The organism is Modicisalibacter xianhensis, assembly GCF_900113605.1.
In the GTDB taxonomy this organism is placed as follows: domain Bacteria; phylum Pseudomonadota; class Gammaproteobacteria; order Pseudomonadales; family Halomonadaceae; genus Modicisalibacter; species Modicisalibacter xianhensis.
The window spans coordinates 45292-65761 of the sequence record NZ_FOPY01000017.1 but is presented as its reverse complement, the minus strand read 5'-3'; the positions used below and the strand labels follow the sequence as shown (position 1 = coordinate 65761).

Annotated in this window: 15 protein-coding genes; 2 read left to right on the top strand and 13 right to left on the bottom strand. The window is 58.2% G+C overall.

The window, feature by feature from the left end:
• Positions 1 to 11: 11 nt before the first annotated feature.
• From BM194_RS17680 to BM194_RS17670, 3 genes are all read right to left on the bottom strand, one after another.
• Entirely contained in the window at positions 12 to 500 is a 489-nt protein-coding gene (locus tag BM194_RS17680; protein ID WP_092849593.1) for a tripartite tricarboxylate transporter TctB family protein, read from the bottom strand.
• Between the two features lie 107 nt (positions 501 to 607).
• The gene (locus tag BM194_RS17675; protein ID WP_092849559.1) at positions 608 to 1576 is read right to left on the bottom strand and encodes a Bug family tripartite tricarboxylate transporter substrate binding protein; all 969 of its coding nucleotides are present in this window, start codon (positions 1574 to 1576) and stop codon (positions 608 to 610) included.
• A 78-nt stretch (positions 1577 to 1654) separates the two neighbouring features.
• The gene (locus tag BM194_RS17670; protein WP_092849557.1) at positions 1655 to 3079 is read right to left on the bottom strand and encodes an NAD(P)H-dependent oxidoreductase; all 1425 of its coding nucleotides are present in this window, start codon (positions 3077 to 3079) and stop codon (positions 1655 to 1657) included.
• A gap of 279 nt (positions 3080 to 3358) precedes the next feature.
• On the opposite strand from BM194_RS17670, the gene BM194_RS17665 reads away from it, so the two are divergent.
• Positions 3359 to 4060, top strand: a complete 702-nt coding sequence (locus BM194_RS17665; RefSeq protein WP_092849555.1) for a GntR family transcriptional regulator — start codon at positions 3359 to 3361, stop codon at positions 4058 to 4060.
• Positions 4061 to 4309: 249 nt separating this feature from the next.
• Positions 4310 to 5983 carry a methyl-accepting chemotaxis protein gene (locus BM194_RS17660; protein WP_092849553.1) on the top strand — a complete coding sequence of 558 codons (1674 nt, stop codon included), beginning with the start codon at positions 4310 to 4312 and terminating at the stop codon, positions 5981 to 5983.
• Positions 5984 to 6094: 111 nt separating this feature from the next.
• On the opposite strand, the gene BM194_RS17655 is transcribed toward BM194_RS17660, so the two are convergent.
• The 10 genes from BM194_RS17655 to tssM form a co-directional block, all read right to left on the bottom strand.
• The gene (locus BM194_RS17655; protein WP_092849590.1) at positions 6095 to 6319 is read right to left on the bottom strand and encodes a hypothetical protein; all 225 of its coding nucleotides are present in this window, start codon (positions 6317 to 6319) and stop codon (positions 6095 to 6097) included.
• Between the two features lie 558 nt (positions 6320 to 6877).
• Positions 6878 to 7030, bottom strand: coding sequence for a phage baseplate assembly protein V (locus BM194_RS17650; RefSeq protein WP_422730676.1), 153 nt, complete (start codon positions 7028 to 7030; stop codon positions 6878 to 6880).
• A 93-nt stretch (positions 7031 to 7123) separates the two neighbouring features.
• The gene (locus BM194_RS20965) at positions 7124 to 7894 is read right to left on the bottom strand and encodes a hypothetical protein (RefSeq protein ID WP_244891002.1); all 771 of its coding nucleotides are present in this window, start codon (positions 7892 to 7894) and stop codon (positions 7124 to 7126) included.
• A gap of 374 nt (positions 7895 to 8268) precedes the next feature.
• Positions 8269 to 11748, bottom strand: coding sequence for a toxin VasX (locus tag BM194_RS17640; protein WP_092849551.1), 3480 nt, complete (start codon positions 11746 to 11748; stop codon positions 8269 to 8271).
• A gap of 11 nt (positions 11749 to 11759) precedes the next feature.
• Positions 11760 to 12662, bottom strand: a complete 903-nt coding sequence (locus BM194_RS17635; protein ID WP_143097621.1) for a DUF4123 domain-containing protein — start codon at positions 12660 to 12662, stop codon at positions 11760 to 11762.
• Positions 12663 to 12670: 8 nt separating this feature from the next.
• Complete coding sequence (locus BM194_RS17630) at positions 12671 to 14734, bottom strand: type VI secretion system Vgr family protein (protein WP_092849547.1); 2064 nt, start codon at positions 14732 to 14734, stop codon at positions 12671 to 12673.
• A 57-nt stretch (positions 14735 to 14791) separates the two neighbouring features.
• On the bottom strand, positions 14792 to 15268 hold the full coding sequence (locus tag BM194_RS17625) for a hypothetical protein (RefSeq protein WP_092849545.1): 477 nt from the start codon (positions 15266 to 15268) through the stop codon (positions 14792 to 14794).
• Positions 15262 to 16146 carry a type VI secretion system PAAR protein gene (locus tag BM194_RS20805; RefSeq protein WP_218155422.1) on the bottom strand — a complete coding sequence of 295 codons (885 nt, stop codon included), beginning with the start codon at positions 16144 to 16146 and terminating at the stop codon, positions 15262 to 15264. The genes BM194_RS17625 and BM194_RS20805 overlap by 7 nt, the downstream gene beginning before the upstream one ends.
• A 39-nt stretch (positions 16147 to 16185) precedes the next feature.
• Positions 16186 to 16788, bottom strand: coding sequence for a GNAT family N-acetyltransferase (locus BM194_RS17610; protein ID WP_092849543.1), 603 nt, complete (start codon positions 16786 to 16788; stop codon positions 16186 to 16188).
• Positions 16772 to 20449, bottom strand: coding sequence for a type VI secretion system membrane subunit TssM (tssM, locus tag BM194_RS17605; RefSeq protein ID WP_092849541.1), 3678 nt, complete (start codon positions 20447 to 20449; stop codon positions 16772 to 16774). The genes BM194_RS17610 and tssM overlap by 17 nt, the downstream gene beginning before the upstream one ends.
• Positions 20450 to 20470: the final 21 nt, after the last annotated feature.

Here is a 20470-nt window from a genome sequence, read left to right as displayed (position 1 = left end):
CAACTCCTAGATCAAGGCAGCGGAATTCCGAGGAGGTACGAGAACACTCCTTGGATGAGTAAGGCAGCAACCACCACTGTGGCAAAAATTGCAATCCAGCTACGAGCCCCTAATAATAAAGTGCAAAACAACGTAAAAACGACAGTGGCCGGGAGGAACCCTATGCCTTGCATCAAAAGCGTATAGGCAACAGTTCCTAGCATGAGCCACCATTGACGTGTAGACGTCAACGAGAGTGCCGGAAGGATCGACTTATTATCAACGGTTTCAGATAGTTTCTCTTTTCCCTCACCCGCCGCATCATGGCGATTGCTTCGCCAAGTCGATAGCAGCAAGAAGCTACCCAACCCCAGCAAGGCAACTAGCAAGCACAAAGGCCATAGACGAGGACCGATGAATGTCGATACTTCCTCAGCGCTGGGAAGCTGTATTGTGGGGATTAACGCCACAATTGCGAGCAATATTATCGCAGCGGAAAATGTCATAACCTTGGCGTGCATGTTCGAGCTCGGTGAGAAAGTGCCGTACATGTGGCACAAGTGGGACATACGGATCGGATTGAGCAAACTGGCCAACCCGATCCATGCGCTAAGGCTTGAGCTATTCCTCAGCTTTCTTCGAGAAGACGCTTATAGAGCTCATAATTTTGTTCCAGCTTTTGTCGATAGGCGTCGCTACCCAGCCAGCCTTCACGATAGTGAAGGTTCACTTTTTCTTCATAATTCTGATAGGCATCCGAGTTGTAGACTTCCTTTAAAGAAGACTCAATCTTGGCCACAATGTCGTCGGGTGTATCGGCATTGACGAACACGCCGCGCTCGTTGCCATCGGTGAGGTCCCAGCCATGCTCAACGGTGGTGGGGATATCGGGGAAGTTGCCCAGGCGCTCTTCAGCGAATACTAGAATCGGCATCATCTCGCCGGATTCCATGTAACTTAGCGTCGAGCTGATTTCACCAAACATGCCGTCAATATTGCCGCCCATGACATTGGCGGAAACGCTACCTTCTTCATCATACGGAATAAAGTTAATGTCCAGGCCGGAGGCATCACGGAAGGCCAGGAATGCCATTCGGTCCGGGCTGGCTGCGTGAGTGCCGCCAATAATTACCTTGCCGGGATTTTCCTTGGCATGTTTGAGGAATGCCTCGAAGTCTGGGTATTTCTTCGGGTCGACAATCAACGTCATGACATCCGACTGCATTCGAGCAACCGGTGTCAGTTGGTCTAGTCCCGTGGGGTTCTGTCCTGCGGCTAGAGAAGTCACCAGTGTTGACGAAGAAAAGTCCAATGTATGTCCGTCTGGGTCACTATTGGCAGTTCGCTGGTGAGCTATGGCGCCTGATGCCGAGGGTAGATTGACAACGGTAACTCGAGTATCCAGTACCTTTTCCAGCATCGGTTTGACGGTGCGAGCGAAATTGTCCGTGCCACCACCGGCACCAGCAGCCACCAAGAATTGTAACGGCTTGGAAGGGTACGCTTCGGCGGTATCGCTTGCGACTGTTGCCGAGGCACTCCACATCAGTGCCAGACCGAGAGAGCTTGCCGCTACGAGTGAGTGTTTCATGAACATGGCCTTCTCCAAAAATTATCTTGTTATCTAGGGTGATGCTCGTTGCTATGAGGTATACAAGGTCTAATAGCTTGGTATTTAAGAAGTCTCCTTTTGTGAATGTTCCATGATTGACGAGGTGTCATTGAAAAACATGGCATCTTGCGTCAAGCGAAGCCGATGCAAATGCGACTCTGGCAAGTCTACATCGGCAAGCGTAATGAGTTTCCCTGCCTTAATGGGGCGAACTATTTTCGCGCCGGGAAGCAAATAGAAGGGGACGGGGGAGGAATGTGATAGTGGGGCACCTTGGTGGATTTCGGGTCTCAGCCCCTCGATATGGCGATGATGGCCTCTCATCTCCAATAACTGGCTACTTGCGAAATCCTGGTTAGCCCGTGCGACCAAGTCGACATGAGGCCAGACTGCTGATCCCCCCCCTGAGGGCAGCTTATTCAGAACGGCATCCAGCAAGGAAATGGGCGCTTCCAGTCCAAGCAAGTGGCGCGGCAGGTATACCATTGCGCTATTGCCGCTACGGCTGAGTACATGTCCCTTGTTTCGCAACAACTCCCAGGAGTCGCTGTCTTCACAGCGCAGGATGACGAAGACACCACCGGCAAAGCTGACTTCATCGGGGCGACGAAGGCAGTTGAAGACCTCCAGACGGCCGCTGCCTTGAAGTACTCCACCGAACCGCTCGTGATCCAGCAGGGTCGGAACCTCATGCGTCCGCAGCACCATGGCATGAAAATCAGGACGGTCCGGCACCAGTCCTGTTGCATTAGCCACGTTGGTCATTTCGCAAAGATCCGGAACTGAAATCTGTGGGATGGCCGAAAGCACCTCGCTGCGTGCTGCAACCGCAGAAACTTCCTGATTATCGGGCAGTGCCCAGAAGCGCTCTAGATCGCTAGCCTCATAGCGTATCCCGTTACACCAGACGACCTTCTCTTGCTCGTCCCAGATAAAGTCGTACTCACTACTTTTGCCGGCAGCGACAATTTCGAATCCTAGGGTTTCCGCCCAGGTAACCAGTCCAATCAGTAAGCTGGGTTGATCGCCATCCAATGGTGTAAAAAGCAGGTCGTTACGCTCGGCAAGGTGAGTGAGGTAGGGGCCCACAACCGATTCCGTTTCCTTGGTTGCGATACCGACATGCTTACCGGTCTGAAGAGCAATCTCAGCATGACGAGCCCCAATGTCTGGTATACCAGTAGACTCGACAACAACATCAAAAGGAAGATGACAAACCGATTCCAAGCTTCCAGTTGCGATAAAAAATCCTTTATCCCAAGCTGAGGTGGCTTCGGATTTGGTTTGGCATACCATTATTTGGTCACTTGGCACTCCCGAGCGCTGAAGCGCCTGGGCGGCAATCTCTGCTGTCACATCCACGGCAATTCGTGCTGACAGGTTGCGCATCTGCCTAGCCTGGCGCAGCATGCCACGCCCGAAATCACCTGCGCCTGCAATGCATGCCTCAATAATTTTTTCTGAATCAAAATGTTGTAAGTAATTCATGAGATGCAAGACGTCTCCAGTGCGACCTTGGCAAAGCCATGGTTATATGCGTGGCGATCCATGCAAAATGGATTGAACCTGTTGTTAGGCAATGTAGTGGTATACCATTTTTCAGGTCAACGCGACGGCATAGAGACTTTGGTCGTAAATGTTGCTTTTTTAGGCGTAAGTTGCTGATTTTTATTTATTATATTCTTCAGTCTCTTTGAGTATAAGATTTGAAAGCGTAACTATGGTATGCCATTCTTTCCCTGAATAAGGGCTATTGCGATCTAACCAATGGAAGACATAGAGTCTACAAACCGCGCTGGGCTAGTGGAGAAGGTGGCGGATTATCTGCGCGAACACATTGTCATGGATCATTTCCAGCCAGGTCAGCGCTTGCCAGAACGAACCCTGGCAGAAAAGTTGAATGTGTCACGCACTCCCATGCGTGAAGCACTCAAAATTCTGGCTACCGAGGGCTTGGTCGTGATCTCCCCTCATCGCGGGGCGGTGGTGGCCGATGTCAGTGCAGAAGACATGAAGGAAAAAGCCCATGTCTTGAGTATTCTTGAACAGGCCGCCGCCGAGCTGGCTTGCTCAAGGGCTACCGATGACGATATTGCAGAGCTGCAAGCGCTCCATTATGAAATGAAAGCCGCTTTTCTGCGACGAGATCGCCAGAACTACTTCCGGCTCAACCAAGAGATCCACAATCGGATCGTGTCCCTTTCGGGAAATAGCTCATTGGTTGAAATCCACCGTAATCTTAGTCGCCAACTGTACCGGGTACGATATCTTTCCAATCAGAAGAACGATAAGTGGTCGGTAGCCATGGCAGAGCACGAAGCTATCATGGCAGCCCTGGAGGCCAGGGATGGGGAGCGCATCGGTAAGGAACTGCGTAATCATCTAGGCAAGACATGGATGAAATACGCTCAGGAAGAAAGCAGTCCTCAAGCTGAGCAGCCAGAACTCGGCTCACATTCTGGTCAGTGACTTTGTGAGCTTCCTTCTCGTGAATGGAAGTTATGAAGCTCTCCATGTGAAGCTCTTGTCGGTCAACGCCCCAGTGGCGCAGCTCCAGCCCTGGGAGGGCAGGGGGGAGTCAGCTTGGGTGTTTCCCACACACCAACAGTGAATTTAATGAGGAGATTCTTCTTCACTATTCTTCGGGTTTGCCGATAGGCGTCATCAGGCCGTAACCCCTGGCTACTCTCCGGCCTGTAGCGACGACATGAGAAGAATATGAAGAACTGGTCAGTGAAAAGCACTTTGACCGCAGCCCTTGTGCTGCTGGTCGCCTTGAGTGCCGCCATCAGCGGCTTGGGTTTCTATGCAAACGATGTCAGTGGTGATTCTCTCGATGAACTGAGAGAAATCAACGTCAAGCAGAGCAATACGCTCAATCGCGCCCAGGTCAATATCCTGCGCGCCCGGGTCATGCTGGAAATGTATGCCTCCAGTGCCGCCACCCAGGACGATGCGCAGGTGCAGCAGTTGCCGGTTGATGCGAGGAAGGCGCTGGAGCGTGCCAAGGAACGCTTCGCAACGTTTGAAACCATCCCGGTCGGTGATAATAGCCGCCGTGATCCCTATGTGGACGCCATCAAGGCGGCATACAACGCATTGGTCATCGAAACGATGGAGCCGCTGCTGGCCAACCCCCAGCGCTTCGAGATCCGCATGGCTCAGGGGGATCTCACCGAACGTTCCGTTGCGTTCGATAACGCCATCAAGGACTTTATCAATTACGCGGAAACGCGCGGCCAGGAATTGATCGCCAAGACCGACCGCACCAGCAGCATTATTGAAGTCACCGGGGTAGTGTTACTCATCCTGGCGCTGGGTGCGGCCATTGTGCTGCGTATCGGGCTGATCCGGATCGTGATTCGTCCGCTGCACGGCGCTCTTGCCCATTTCGACAAAATTGCCAAGGGCGACCTGACCGGGAAGGTCGAAGACCGGGGCACCAACGAGATCGGCCAGTTGTACGCGGGCCTGAGAGGCATGCAGGAAAAGCTGACAGTGCTGGTGACGTCGCTACGCAGCAACAGCGATGGCGTCTTCACTGGGGCCGGCGAGATTGCCTCTGGTAGCCAGGATCTGTCGTCGCGTACCGAAGAACAAGCCTCGGCACTTCAGGAAACCGCATCCAGCATGGAACAGATGGCCTCGACGGTGCGTCATAACACCGATTCCGCCGTCGAAGCCGATCGCCTGTCGGGGCTGGCATCCCAGGCAGCCGAGAACGGCGGAAAGGAAGTGCAACAGACCGTCAACCTGATGCGCGACATTGCCGCGAGCGCCCGCAAGGTCAACGACATTATCGAGGTCATCGACTCGATTGCCTTCCAGACCAACATTCTGGCGCTGAATGCTTCGGTCGAAGCGGCACGTGCCGGTGAGCAGGGCCGTGGCTTTGCCGTAGTGGCCAATGAAGTTCGCTCGCTGGCCAGCCGGAGCGCGGCATCCGCCAAGGAAATCCGTACCCTGATCGAGGCCACCACGACCCAGATCGAAGCCGGCGCCGAGCAAGCCGAGCGCAGTGGCGTGACCATCAACGAGACGGTTACCTCGATCCGCCAGGTCTCGAAGCTCATGTCCGAGATTTCCTCGGCTACCCAAGAGCAGAACAGCGGCATCGAGCAGGTCAACGTCGCCATCACCCAGATGGACTCCGTGACCCAGCAGAACGCCTCACTCGTCGAGCAAACCAGTGCCGCGGCTGCCTCGCTGGAAGAGCAGGCACAGCAGCTTGCCAACTTGATTGCTACATTCCGGATTGCCGAGTCGGGCGGAGCGACGCGCCCGAGGGCCCAGGCATTGCCTCAGCCCCAAGCCAAGGCGCCGGCCCTGCCCGCCAAAAAATCCCTCAAGCAAAGTGCCATCAAGCAAGAGGAAGAATGGGCTGAGTTCTAAGCCGAATCGAGCTGCTCGCAGACATCGAACACAGACCAATGAAAAAAAGAAGAGCCGAGGCAGCGCTGCCTCGGCTCTCTTTGGGGTATGTCTTTGTATCGAGGGGAAAGATTATTCGTCGTTGGCGCTCATGACATGGGTCTCGCCAGCGAGTACTTCATCCCATGCCTGATCGAGGGTGTAGCCTTGGCACGCATTGATCGTGTCGAGCACTTCGACGGCCTGTTGCAGGCAACTGCCGCTGGCTTGCAGTGCTACTACCACCTTGGCCAGGTCCTGCTTGCTGAACGTGCTTGCGATAAGGTCGGCTTGCTGTGTCAGTTGGGTACAGTTCATGGTTGTATCCTCATGCCAGGTCATCATTACCCTGGGAATTCCTGTCTTGGGCTGCCATCTCCGATGGCGTTCTGGTGCCTTGGCTACGCATGCCGGGCCGGGTAAGCACCCAAGGCTGCACTGCGACAGGGTCATCAACGTTCCAAGACCTTCGCGCCTGGCGCCTGGATTGTTAAGTACATGACGCTCAGGGTGTAGCCGGATGTCAGGTCAGAGAATCGAGGTAGCGATCCCTTGCCTCACATCGTGGTTTCACTATGGGGCAGGGGGAGATATCCGACAAAGCGCCATTAGCCGCACGAGTCGTTGTAGTTCGACTACAAAGAATGAATTTCCTTCGAAGATAAGTAGCGGGGCTACGGAAAACGATTTGAATCGCCCAAGGTTTTCTAGACACCGGTCAGGCTCTGGAAGTAACACCAGTAACTCGACTGCCTGACCCAAGCCGCTGCCGCAATTGGTCTTGACGCTGGCCCCAAAGATAGTCACGCCGTCGAGATCGAACTTCAGAAAGCTACCTCCGGTCTTGTGGGTCTGAATGCGCCCGGTGATCAGCGACTAGTCGGAATCGCCCTCGAGGAACGACACGATGACTTCATGACCGATGCGCGGAATCGCCATCGCGCCGTAGCCGGCCCAGCCCTGGCTGACCCGCAGCCAGGCGCTGCTGGTGTCGTCACCTTGGGCATACCGGTCCCAGAGGAACTGCACCTGATCTGGCCGTGGGCGTCGCAGTGGATCTCCTCGCCTGCGGGCCATCGACACGCGGCTTGGAAGTAGGGCACAAGTCGCTGGGTATGAGCGTCAAGCTGTCAGATTTTTGGCCTCATAAACCTCCGCGAATATCTCAGTGATCGGCCGCTGAGGGTTCTGCTTGTGCAGTGCCCTGACCTTGGTGGATAGCCGCTTCAATTCTTCGCTGGGCTGGGCCCATTCGCTCTTGGGCAACGGCTGCGACCAGGCATCGAGGCTTTCCGGCAGGGTCTTGCGCTCGGCCTTCTGAATAGCACGGATTTCCCATTCGGCGAGATGGAAAGGAATCGTCCACAAGTCGAGGATGTGCCACAGGTACCACAGGGTGACCTTGAACAGGCCGATCTCGCCCTCGCGATAGCGGCGGTGAAGGCGTCGACGGGCGTGGTGGAAGGTATGCACGCCTTCGTAGGGCGGATCGCCGGGGCAGTGCAGGCCATGTGGATCCTGGATTTCCTCGCGGGTATGCACCTCGTATTCCATGTAGGCGCGCACCGACTCCCAGAGCCCCATCGCCAGCGGCATGCCGGGCTGCGGTAATTCGAGAAAATGCTGCTGGCCCGTCTCGGCATCGATGAAGCCCAGCCCCAGGCCATACTGACGCTGCACGCCGTATTGCGTGGCACCCTGAGCCTGGGTCACCCAGGCCGCCACGCTCTCCCAGGGCACGATGATCGGCGGTTTGCCGCCACCCGGGGCAAAGGCTACCTCGCGGCGCTGGCGATGGAAGCGGGTGGGAACATCCTCGCGGAACTTGAAGTGAAAGTGGGCTTTGATTGCTAAGGCTAGAACTAGTGCCCCCCCCCCTCCCCCTAGCGCCAAGTTAAACATCCTCTCAGAGAGACCATTCCACCCCACCAAGAAAAACTGAACATCTTTACTAACAATAAAAAAAATAACTGCTCCAAGAAAAGGAAATAAGAATGCGAGCATTAAAAAACTAATAAAGGGTCCCCCTAAAGTGAATTGCCATGTAAAGGGGGTGGGCAGACTTCCGCCGAAGTCCAGATAGGCCTCGTTCACTTCACCGATGGCCTGGTTGAAATCCAATGGCGCAGCTCCTGTGGGCAGGGGGGCCGGCGACAGATAGCTGACCTTGCCATCTGGAAAAGGTTTTATATCGCCGGCACGGTGAGGCTGAGCCATATCGGGCCGCGGTGTTTGGGGCTGCTTGGCAGACATAAGAGTGCCTTGGTTCAAGTGAAACGAAGTGGGTCGATGCGCTGCCAGGGTGCCTGCTCACCACGAATATCAATGTCTGATGGGGTGTAGGCACCTGCGCCGCCAGAGGGAGAAACGCGAACATGGTAATCGCTGGCTCGATACTGGCCATCGCTGCCCAGTACTTCCAGCCGAACTGCCACAACGGCATCGGTGGCGCGCCTGGCTATTGAGCTCAGTGGTTCGGGGCGAGGAAAGCCAAGTACGAGTGGCGCTGGATCGATGAGAGTCAAGTTTTCAACGATCTTGTCAGTGGCAGTAACCCAATAAGCTGGACGATAGTCCCTCCCGCGATGCTCAGGCTGTACCTGGTAGCCGCCCAGAAAAAGGCGCACCGGCGCCTTGCCGTCAAAAGGTGCAGAGAGGTCTTGTAGGCTAATAGTCGGCAAGGAGAGACCAAAGCCGACCGACTCCGGCCCTTCCATGCGGTTCCTCCACCAATTATCAAATTCAGTGATCGTGACATTGATTCTAGGTGCCTGGGCAATGGCTTGTAGCTGCGTCTGATACTCCTCCAGCGAATCATCACGGGTTTTAGCCATGTCCTGACTCCAGGGGGTGGTGAGCAGCCACTCATCGTGGCGACTAGTGCTGTAATAATTATGGAGCCAGCTTCCACCCAACTCGAGAATCGTAAATAGCGCCCCAGCAAGGTTGAAACGCCAGAATACGCCTCCCAAGCGGGCACCGGCGGCGGCCCACTCAACACCGCGAAAAGCTACCATGTAACCGGTATGGAGCGTGTTGGCCAGCCCATAGATATTGGCCCCCAGCATTCCGCCCGCCCCGACCATGCTCGCCATGGCAGCGTTCTGAGCGCTACGGTCCCCACTGCGGATAGCCTCCTGCCATGTACCGTACCGGTTGGTAAAACTAGAGTACGAAGCAATTGCGCCAAACGTGTATGTAAAAATCCCCAGAAAAATATGTAGTCTTCCGAGGGACGCGTTCACACCCTGAGCGCCAGTGTCATTCAAGGCACTGGCAAGAGCGTTCGACCGGGCACCAAGAGCTGTATCCATGATGCTCTGAGCAGAAAGAAACCCTGCACTGCCAGTAGCGATAATGCCATTTATTATTGGTAACCACTTCACATCTTGATCACTTCGGTAACTTTGCCATCCCTCTGATATTGAATTAATCAGTAATGACAACTGGGTCGTAAACACCACTAAGCCCAGCCCATCCCCCGCCAGATTCACCTTGGGCGCTACGGCAATCCCCTGTCGCAGGTTGCGTATCAACCCACCTACCTCGGCCTGCTGCGCCACCGGCAGTACCAGGGTCAGGCCGGCACGACCAGGTGCGGCGCCGACGATACGCACGCCACTCTCGGGGAGCTCCTTGATTGGGCTTAGCGCGCGGGCGAGAGCCGGCTCATGCACCATCTGCAGTTCCTGCCGGAGGTGCTTGAACTCATTGAGCAGGCGTTGCGCCTCGGGGGAGCGGTGCCCGGCGCTCGCCTTGACCGCATTACGGCATCTGCGAACAGTGTCGAGTTCCTCCCGCAGCGCCAAGACACGCTGTAGGGTTCGACGAAAGCTCTCGATCTCTTCACGAGATGCCACCACGAAGCTGGCGCCCGTGCGATGGGCGGCGTCGAGGATTCTCGCTGGCAGAGCCTTGGGCAGGCGACGGAACAACTCATCAAGATCGGGAATTCTGTCGCTACCGATACTCTGGTAAAGCTCATCCATGACTTGTGCGATACCGCGCGAGATAGCTGGAGCGAAGGACTGCTGGGCACTCTCGGCGATGGCCTGGGTGTGCTCGGGCAGCTCATCTATCGCCGGTAGTCGTCCTGATTCTATCGATGTCAATGTATCAATCAGATCCTGCGCCTTGAGCAGCGTGCCATAGCCGGCATTGGTGATGGTCGAATACTGCCCAGCAAGATCATTCTGATCGGCAAGCGGTAGGGTATAAAACAAAGGCCGATCAAACTGCGGTACTTTTTCGAGCCACGCGGCGAGCCTTTCGGTCACTTCGTCGCTGCGGCAAATATCCTTCAGGCAGCCATATTGCGCTCTAAAGGCATCATGAACTTGCTGCGAGTCCTGAGCATCGAAATACCAGGCTGCTGTGTGGAAGCGATGATTGCACAGCATAGTAGCGCGATCGTTGGAGATGGCATCCAGCAAGGCATTCCAGCGCTGTAGCTTGGGCCGTTGCTCGGCAAGAAACGCATCCATGCGTTCACGATCGATCAACTCATTGATACCCCGTTGGCCGATTTGGCTACCTTCCAGCAATGCCTTGAGTTTCTCATTGTGCTGTTTCTTCAACTCCAGCAGGGCATCGCCATGGCGGGATACAAAATCAGGGCCAAGCGTCGTGCTCAAACTCTCCGTGACATAATACCGATGGATTTCTGAGCGAAGCTGGCGAGCAATATCATAGGGATTGGTGAGGTTGGCTCCCTCGCGAATGGCTGCCAAGCGCTCCTTGAGTTCCGTGGGCAGGTCCGGATCATAGGGCTCGGGTAAATCGCCGCTGTTGCTATCCTGATTCAGGAAGTCGAGTAACGCCTGCTTAATTTCCGATTGCCGCGGTTCCTCCAGCGCGGCAACGTCGTCCCACATGGCCTGGATATCGGGATTCTCCGATACCTGACGAAGGTCATCCAGTGAGGCCGTCTTCAACTGGGAAAGAGACTCGATGTAGCAGGCCAGCAGATAATCCCTTTCTGTCCTTCCTTCATTCTCATTGGCCCAGTCGGCAATCCAGTCCACCACGTTGTCCTGGAAGTTAGCCAGGTCGCGCATCACGCCGATATCGTCGCGCACAACCAGACACAGGCACTCGTCGCGATCCTCGGCCTGATGCTGTTTGAGCAATTTACCCAGTCGTGTCTTGTAGTAATAGGGCTCGTTCTCCCAGTGGTATGTCTCGCCTTCCTGCTCGTGGCCGCCTTCGGGGGCTTCCAGCGCAGCATCTTCAGCGAATTCGGCCACCCATTCTTCTGCCTGGGCCGTGGTAATCAGGTGCTCTCCGCCACCGAAAAGGGGGTTGGCGCCCGAGAGATCGATTGACTGCATATAAGCTTCGCGATCTTGCTCGCTTTCCAGCACTTGGGCGCGTTTGGCGTCGGTCCATTGCACTTCCGAGAAGCAAACATAAAGTGTCCGATCCGTCTCGTACTCAATTTTACCGCCGGTAATCGTATCGCCCTGATTGCAAAACTCGTATTCGGCAAGCTCGTTGGTTTCTCCATCCAGCACATAGAGAAAGCCATTACGCAGCAGGCGTATGCCAAGTGGTCGTGCGTTTAAGGTATAAGGTGTCGAGCAACCCGGCTCCAACTCCTCGACCAGACCATAACGTAAAGGGAGTAGTTGTACCTTGCCGCTGATTAATGGACAGGTCGCTCCTTCTTCGCTATTGCGAGGCGAGAGTTCATAAGCGGCCAGCGTACCGTCCTCTCGATCATCGGTGAGTCGCTCGAACGCAGACATGTAGTGGATTCCTATGTCGTAACGTGGGATTGAGGGGGATTTGCCGCATTCAGAGCGACTTCGAGTCGTTCGAGCGTGCTAAAGCGCGTATCGATCAGGCTGTGATAAGCGGTAGAGTTGGTATGACCACGCCATGTCGTAATGCCGAGGCGGGCCATCAGAGTGCATAACAAGGCCAGCTCTCTTGGTGCCGAAAAGCCTAGACTACGGGCTTCTTGAATAATGTTGGTGAGGTGATCGTATAGCTGAGACTTTTCCAAATTGGGCAACCAGCCAGGACAGTGCTGGTCTACGAAGGCCATTATTTGGCGTGTATCCCGGCGCAAATCGCAGCCCTGAAGCCGTTTTAGCTGCGCATCCGTAAGGTGATAACCCTCGATATCGGGTAAAAGTGGAGCGGCTTCATCTTGGACAGGTGACCAACATTCCCACTCTTCGGTTACAGCATTAGGCGCGATCAATTTGCCGATAGGACCCCAAGGTGCTTGAGCGGGCGAGCTTTCAGGGGAGAGTAGCGCCGTTATGGCTGCGGGGTCAGCTAGGCGCAGCAACATCGGAGCACCGTTTGGATGCACTACCTGGATCAGGCGTCGCAGATGGTCAGCCATTTCCAGCAGACTGGCCTCGCTGATGATGAGATAGCCCCATTCCGGTTTGAGGCCCTCTGCAAGGTAGTGCTGCAGAATGGGATCGTCGGACCCCGATAGCTGCACCAGCCACGGCGAAACGTTACTGACGCTGGACCAAGGCGTGCCGGCATAGAGCAGATCCGCTTCCAGTCGGCCGTCGGACCATTCATAGAGCCGCCGTGGCAGCTCCTTTATTCGAACACCGTCAAGCAGCAAGAACGCCTGCTGTTCTTCCGGCCAATACCACGTACCGCCCGTTAGCTCTTGGGAGAATGACCAACGCATCCTATACGTCACGCGCTGTCATCCTTTTCACATACGGGGCATAACGCTTGCTGCTGTAGCAGAGCCGCGTGTTGCGGTGCCTGGATCGGCTTGAACTGTGGTGCGGCCTCCGCCTCCCTCGGCAACGCCGGCATCTCGACTGCCTGCCCCGAGCCACTGCCCGGGCTGCCGCCGGAGTTGATCTTGACGCTGGCCCCGACGATGGTCACGCCGCTGGGGTCGAGCTTCAGAAAGCTGCCACCGGCCTTGAGGGTGATTTCGGCGCCGGCCTCGATCACGACTTTCATGCCGGCCTTGTGGTGGATTTCGCTGCCGGCCTCGACCAGTTGGGCACGGCCGATCTTTTCGTGGCGGGTCTGGCCGATGCTGAGGTGGTCGTTGCCGTCGATCCGGGTACGTCGCTCGCCATGCACGGTGAGGTGCGTGTCGCGGTCGATCTCCTCGAGGCGGTCGCGCTTGACGCTGAGGAAGCTGTCGTTACGGATTTCCTCGGTGCGGTCGTGCTCGGTGAGCAGCTCCAGGTCGCGCTGGGCGTGCACCCAGATCTGTTCCCGGTCCTTCTCGTCCTCGAAGCGCAGCTCGTTGAAGCCCTCGCCCTTGTGGGTCTGGGTGCGTATCACGGTGCGCGTCTTGTGCTCGGGCAGCGGGTAGGGCGGGGTATTCACCGCATGGTAGGTGCGCCCGGTGATCAGCGGCTGGTCGGGGTCGCCCTCGAGAAACGAAACGATCACCTCGTGGCCGATGCGAGGTATCGCCATGGCGCCGTAGCCGCCGCCGGCCCAGCCCTGGCTGACCCGCAGCCAGGCGCTGCTGGTGTCGTCACCCTGGGCATACCGGTCCCAGGGGAACTGCACCTTGACCCGGCCGTGCGGGTCGCAGTGGATCTCCTCGCCTTCGGGGCCGACCACGAAGGCCACCTGCGGGCCATCGACGCGCGGCTTGGGAGTCGGCGTGGGCCGCCAGGCACGATCGCCGGGGGCCAGGGTCAGGGTGTTGGCGTAGCGGGTCATGGCTTCCGAGCCTGCCCGACCCTGCAGGCCTGGCTGCCCGCCCTGGTTGAATCCATCTTCTTCCAGCGCCTGGGGCTGCAGGCCCTCATGGACCACGCCGAGCACCTGCCAGTCGCGGTTGAGCGCGGCGTTGTCGTGGTCGGTCAGGGTGAAGGTCGTGCCCGGGCAGAGCTCCGGCAGGTCGCTCTGGGCCTCGGCGGTGACGGCATCGCGACGCAGGTGTTCCAGGCGGACCCGGGTAAAGGCCTGGCCGCTGGCATCAGCCTTGTAGCGCCCGGGGTAGTCGTAATGTTCATAGTCGTCGCGCTGGGCGTGCTCGCTCAAGCCGTCCGCCAGCTGATCATGTAACTGCGCATAGGCGGGCTGCTTGAACGAATAGTCCTTGAGCTGGGCACTGGCCGGGCGTACCCGGGCGGTCTGGCGCCAGCGGCGCAGGTGGCGGGTCGGGGCCGTGCCGCCGGCCCGGCTGTGGTAGGTGCGCGGTCCCAGCGCGGCGAGGGCCTGCGGGGCATCGGCGAAGACCAGGCGATGCGTGCCGCCGACGGTATCCTCGAATTCATGGAAGTAGAACAGCCCTTCCTCGGCGGCCAGGCGCTCGACGAAGGCCAGGTCGGTCTCGCGGTACTGCACGCAGTACTCGCGCTCGGCGGGCTCGCGGGTCACCGCGAAGACGACATCGGTGATGCCGCGCTCGGCAAGCAAGGTGTTGATGATGGTCTGCGGCGAGACGTGCTGGAAGATACGCGAGTTATGGCGCAGCGACAGGCGCCACAGCGCCGGGCGCACGACGAGCGAATAGCGGGTCCGACGATGGCCGCGGTCGCCCTGGGCGAACTCGCTGACGATGCCATGAAAGCGACGCAGCGCCTGGCCATCCTGCCACACGCTCAGGGTCACTTCGCGGTCGAGCCAGTCGGTGGGTGCCAAGTCGTGGCGTTGGCTGGCGAAGTCGATGGTCAGCTCAAAGGGCGACGAGAGCGCTTCGCGATGGGCGAATTCGATGACCGCCAAGTCGAGGGTTTCGGTCCCCGCCAAATGAAGGCTAAATTGCAGTCCACTCATGAGCAGGTCCCCGATGTGAGTTCTGTCTCGCCAGAAGCCATGCTTAAGAAAGCATTCTCAATCATGTGAAATGCGCTCCATTCGGTAGAACCACCCATCGAGAAATGCCCAAAGTTCATCACCTACAATTTCGAAGCGATACTGTGGGCCTTCACCCCTGGATGATGCTACATAAAGCAACTTAATAACTTCTCTATCAATTCCGAAGCCATAAAAATTCCCCCACCTCTCGGAGGCCAGAGGAACCTCCCCCTCTTCCTGAGGAACACGATGACAGATCACCTCATAATGAGGTGTGTCATAGCGTGCCTCGTCCCAAAGAATGAATACGTCTTCAGAAACAATAACCTTTGCATCAATGTGGCTGGTGGCTTCGGCACGTGGCGTCAGGCCTCCCTGATAGCGACTGACGTCAACCGTAAGGTATTCAGCAAATGTGTCTTGCAAGCGCGCACAATTGCAGTTTGCTAACGTAGCTGTTGGCATCGTGAAGAAGAGGGCGAAAAACGCTATGGAAAAATACCGCTTCACCATGTTCTATAAACTCCCTTGTCATACATGTCCCATTCTGCGTCACGCCGGTTGATCAAGCCCTGATTGATAATGCCTTGCGACTTATTCCAGGCTTTCCAAGCCGCCTCAAGAGTCGGGTAGGGCGTTGTTGCATAAGGGTCGTTTATCAGCTTGACGGCGGACGAAGTTGTAAAACCATAAATGCCGATGTTGTATGCCAAGATGACCGCGGCATCGAATTGCGGTTGGGTTAAGGGAGTTGTAATTTCACTATTTACTGCTTGGATATAACTTTCCAAGTCCCCCTCTAGGAGAAGTTTGGCTTGCTCTTTAACAATCCCCTTCCGATACACGGACCACTTGGAGACTGGAATAAGATGACCATACCCAATCGTGGCTCCTTCCACCCATGAAGTGATTTCGCGCCCAGTCTGGTCGTCATAGGGCATCAAACGTAACTGCTCGACATCCATCAGCCACCGTTTACCGGCCTCGCTCATGCCGAGAACTATTGGTTGGGTTTCGACTGTTTCGGCAGTCGAGGATGCAGAAGCTTGTGCCGCCGTAGAGTCCGGTGAGGAAAACGGTGAAGACAACGCACCTGCATTGGACTCCCCGCCGACTGCACTCGCCCCACCGATCACCACGCCCCCACAGCTCACTGCGTGTCCAGTGAGTGCGGCGGGCTTGCCGTCAATCAGAATGCTGCCCGATCCTTCTGCGATGGTTCTGGGATGCGGGCCATGATTAGGCTTGTCATGCGGTGCCAGGGGGTCGCCCAGGCGAGCCACGGGCTTGCCATCGATCATCACCGTGGGGCTGCCGGCCGTGACGGGTGTGGGGGGAAAGCCATCATGGTCGGTACCGAGGTCACCGACGAGTACGATCTTGCGTCCCATCCTGTCGTCCTTAATTGCGTGTATCCGTAATTCGGTGAATCAATCCCACTGGGCCGGCGCCTCGAAGCTGGCAATCTCCAACGCATCGACATGGCGTTGCTCGAAACCGGCGGCAGTCAGGCTTGTGGTAGCGGCATGGCAGGCCAGTGGCAGGCGGACATGCAGGGGTGCGCCGCTCAGCGTTTGTCGGGCAGCTTCCAGAAGGCGGGCACCATGGCCGTGGCCCTGCCAGGCGGTCTCGATGCAGAAGAAGCGCACCTGCCAGGCGGCTTCCTCATCGGGGCGACAGACCAGCATCAGGCCGAGCGGCGGCGCATTGCCATGGCGCAGGGCGAGTAGCTTGCCCTGCCAATGCTCGACACCGTCATCGGTGCGTTGCAGCCAACGTCCGCGATGGACGGTAAAGGCCACGGCACGCTCCAGCGTGTCGATGTGGCGCTGTTCGCGCAGTACCCAGGGAGCATGGCCGTACGAGGCGGCATGCCGTGCCGCCTCGATAAAGCGTGGAATATCATCGGCGCAGGCCGGTACCAGGCTAAGCGACGGTGGAGTCGCGGCTGCCGTCGCGGTGTCGGATGCCTCGGTGTCAGGCAGGGACGCGACGCGGCGTCGACGGAACAGGCGATCAAGACCGGCTAGCATCGATGATGTCTCCCCGCGCGTAGTTCTGGCTATAGAGGGCGGTCGGCAGCCGGAATCCGGCGGTGAGCGAGCGGGTGAACGGATTGGGCGAGCGCTCGGCATGCAAGCGATAGCGCATGGCACCACCATCGATCGTGAAGCGCAGCTCAAGCTCGCGTTCGCCCATGCCGGTGACCTCGGCGTCGTCGAGCAGGCGGAACCAGGCCCAGGCGCCTTGGTAGCGCAAGCTGCGAGGCGAGCGATTGACCTGGCTGGGCACCAGGGTCACCCGGCTCTCGTTGAGGTTGCGCAGGCTGTTCGGCCAGATCATGGGCACCCGATTCTGTGGCCCGTGCAGGTACTCGATGAGCTGGCCATCGACACTGATTACGCTACGTCGCTTGTCGGGGGTCAGACTGATCGGCTCGAGGCTGAACTCGACATCAAGCAGGCCGTCGGCATCGAAGTAGGCCTCACGGATGCGTTTCGCGCGTTCCAGCGAGGCGAGAATGCCCGGTTGTACCAGCGGATTGCCGTGAGCGTCCTGCAACTGCTCGGGAGCCGCTTCGAGGAAAATGCGCAGGTTGGCCTCGTAGAAAATGTCCAGCGTGCCGTTGGGGCCGAAGAAGCGTTCGAAATCCTTCAGGGCGACGTCGCGTTGAGCCGATGGGTCGATCGGATACCGGCCAGCCAGGCGTTGCTGATAGGGTGTCACGACATCATCCAGCCACTGGCGCTCCAGATGGCGCACGGCATCGTTCAGCAGCAGTTGCCAGCTCTGGTCGGCCAGATCGGCAAGCAAGTGATCGACCGGAGTCGGGGCGTCCTTGGCGATACGCTCAAGGGCATGGATCGGGTCGCCTCCGCCCAGCGCCAGCCTGTCACGAGCGGCAACGAAGGCAGCCTCACCGCGGTCACTGGCGGTCTGGATCTGACGCAGATAATCGCGCAGGGCGGTGATGGCTGTCTTGATTTCGTCGAGGGCAGCCGGGCGGTCGTCATCGGCGACGAGCAACTGACTCAGGTCATTGAACGGCTTGTCGATATCCGCGGCCAGGCGATAGCGGGGCGACTGCTCCAGGGCCTGGCGGGCCTTGGCGTCATCCGCGGGCAGCTCGGGATAGAGCTGGGTATGCTGCGTGACCTCGCCGAGCAGCCGGTCGAGTGGCTGGCTGGTACCGAGCAGGGTGTCCATTACCACAATGGCCTGGTCGATATCGGGCAGCGGTACCAGATCGACATGTGCCAGGGCGTCGCGCCAAGTGACGCGATAATCGCTGACATAGCGCTCGCGCAGGGCATCGTTCAGACGACGCTTGTCGGCCTCGCTGAAATCGATGTCGTCACGGCGGCCGATTACCCAGAGGTCGATCAGGGCCAGGTCGGTGGCGTCTTCCACCTTGTGCAGGAAGTAATGCTCGAAGCCATCGCGCGTTACCAGGCTGGGTAGAATGACAGCGGCTGGATCGTCATCCCGCGGCATGAAAACCGTGCTCCAGGCCGGACCTACGCCTTGGCGTAAATCGAGATGGGCCCCGCTGCGCTGGGCGCTGCCGGCGACCAGTGTGCGGTAGACCCGTTCATCCATCGGCATGCGCCCAAGCTCCTGTTGGGCAGCCTGGATGCTGCCACGCACGGGCGCCATGGCCAGTTCTGCGCGCTGCTGGCCGGCAATCGCCTCGCCTTCCAGGTCAGTGTGGGCCAATGCATAGTCGAGATGATCAAGCAGTCGGGCCTGGATGCTACCGCGATGCGGGAAGACTTGCTGCCAGCGCTCGGCCATGAAATCGTGCACACGCTGCGGCTGTCGGCCACTGGCATCGGAGAGCATGCGTACGATGCGCAGCAGGGCGAGCTTTTCGTTGCTTTCGGCAGGCGCGCGGTTCATGTCATCGGCCAGACCGAGCATCAGCGCAGGCAGGAAGCGATAGGCGAGCATGTCGAGGTAGGCGCGTTCCACTTCGTGCCCGATGGTGTCGCCCTGATAGAGGCCCATGTCGGCCACGGCCGGCCACTGCGCCTGATACCCTTCGAATTCGAAGGTGGCGCTGCGCAGGCGGTCAAGCGGCTCCAGCAGGGCATAGCCCGTCGGGTCATCGCTTTGCAGGGTACTGGGCCGTTGCGAGGAGAAGGCCTGTGCCTTGGCCTCTACGGCAGCCAACGCCTGGGCATTCTTCTGGTAGAAATGACTCCAACCGCCGACCAGCATGGCACCGCCAAACAGGCAGGCCAGGGCGCTGATGTGACGTACCCGACGCTGGCGCCGAGCGGCGCGAGCATTGTCGCCGGCCAGGCCGGCCTCGGGATAGATGACCTGCGCGAAGAGGTCTTCGGTGAAGTACAACGCGGAACGTGTGGCACGATGCGCTGGATGCACACTGTCACTCATGCCGTAGCGGCGGGCGGCAGCATCGACGAACGGGTCCTCGGGGACGCCCTGCTGATAGACCGACGTGAAGTAGGTGCCGCGTACCAGGGCAGCGGTGGAATAGCGGTCGCTGGACAGGGCCTCCTTGAGGAAGCCGAGCAGGACGTCACGCAGGCCAGCCAATTGACGCACAAAGCGAAAAACCGATTCGCGTTCTTCCGCGTCTCGGCACTCGGCCAGCAGGGTCGGCAGGCTGCCGTTGAGGCGTTCGAGCATACAGTCGTAGGCGGCGGCGAATTCCGTTTCCCATTGCCCAGGCGTGTCGAGCGATTCAGGGCTGAAAGTGAATCCCAGCGGGGCACGGCGTGCCGAGCGCGAGTAGTGGCGGAAGAAATCGTCAAAACCGTGCAGCAGGTCCATCTTGCTGAACGTGACGTAGACCGGAAGGCGCGCTGAAAACCGTTCCATGAGTTCGCGCAGGCGAGCGCGCAGCAATGCAGCGTAGGCCTTGCGCACACCGACCTTGGCGTGACTGAGACGGGACAGGTCGAGCACCAGTACGATGCCGTCCAGTGGGCGCTGGGTGCGTTCGCGCTCCAGCCAGGCGACGAAGTGATCCCATAGCCGCGTTTCCAGTTCACCGGGCGCACCGCCATTGAGCGCGCCTTGGGTCAGCAATTCGCCATCGGGGTCGATGAGCACGGCTTGCTCGCCAATCCACCAGTCGAAGCCATAGCGGGTGCGCTTGCCTTGGCCGGAGGCTTTCATGACCTGGGTCAGGGCGAAGTTCTGGCCCGAACGGTTGACCAGGCTGGTCTTGCCGGCGTTCTCGACGCCCATCACCAGATACCAGGGCAGCTTGTAGCGGGCCTTCCGACTGCCGCCGAGGCTATCGTTCAATTGCGCGAGGGTCGCATTGAGCGAGGCTTCCTGCAGCTCGATCTCTGCGCTTGCAGGGTCGATCTGCAGCCGCTCGCGGTGGGCCTGGGCATCGCGTAGATCACGCAGCCTTCGGGAAAGACGTACTCCCCAGACGATACACACCAGGATTGCCAGCCCCAGGCTGACCAGCAGGCGGTTGAGCCACGGGGCCAGCAGATGGGCTTCGCCGACCTGCCATGCCGGGCCCAGCCACCAGATCGCTGCGAGGGCGATCAGTGTCAGCAACCCCCATAATGCCAATGTCAGCCCGCGTGCACGCTTGGCCAGTGACTGCGTCCGGTTGGCCTGCATCCCGGCCTGGTTGACGCCGCTCTCGACGCGAGACATTCCCGGCACCCAACGGCTCAGACCGGCCTTGATGATGTTCCCCATGATGTTTCCCTTGTTCTTGCG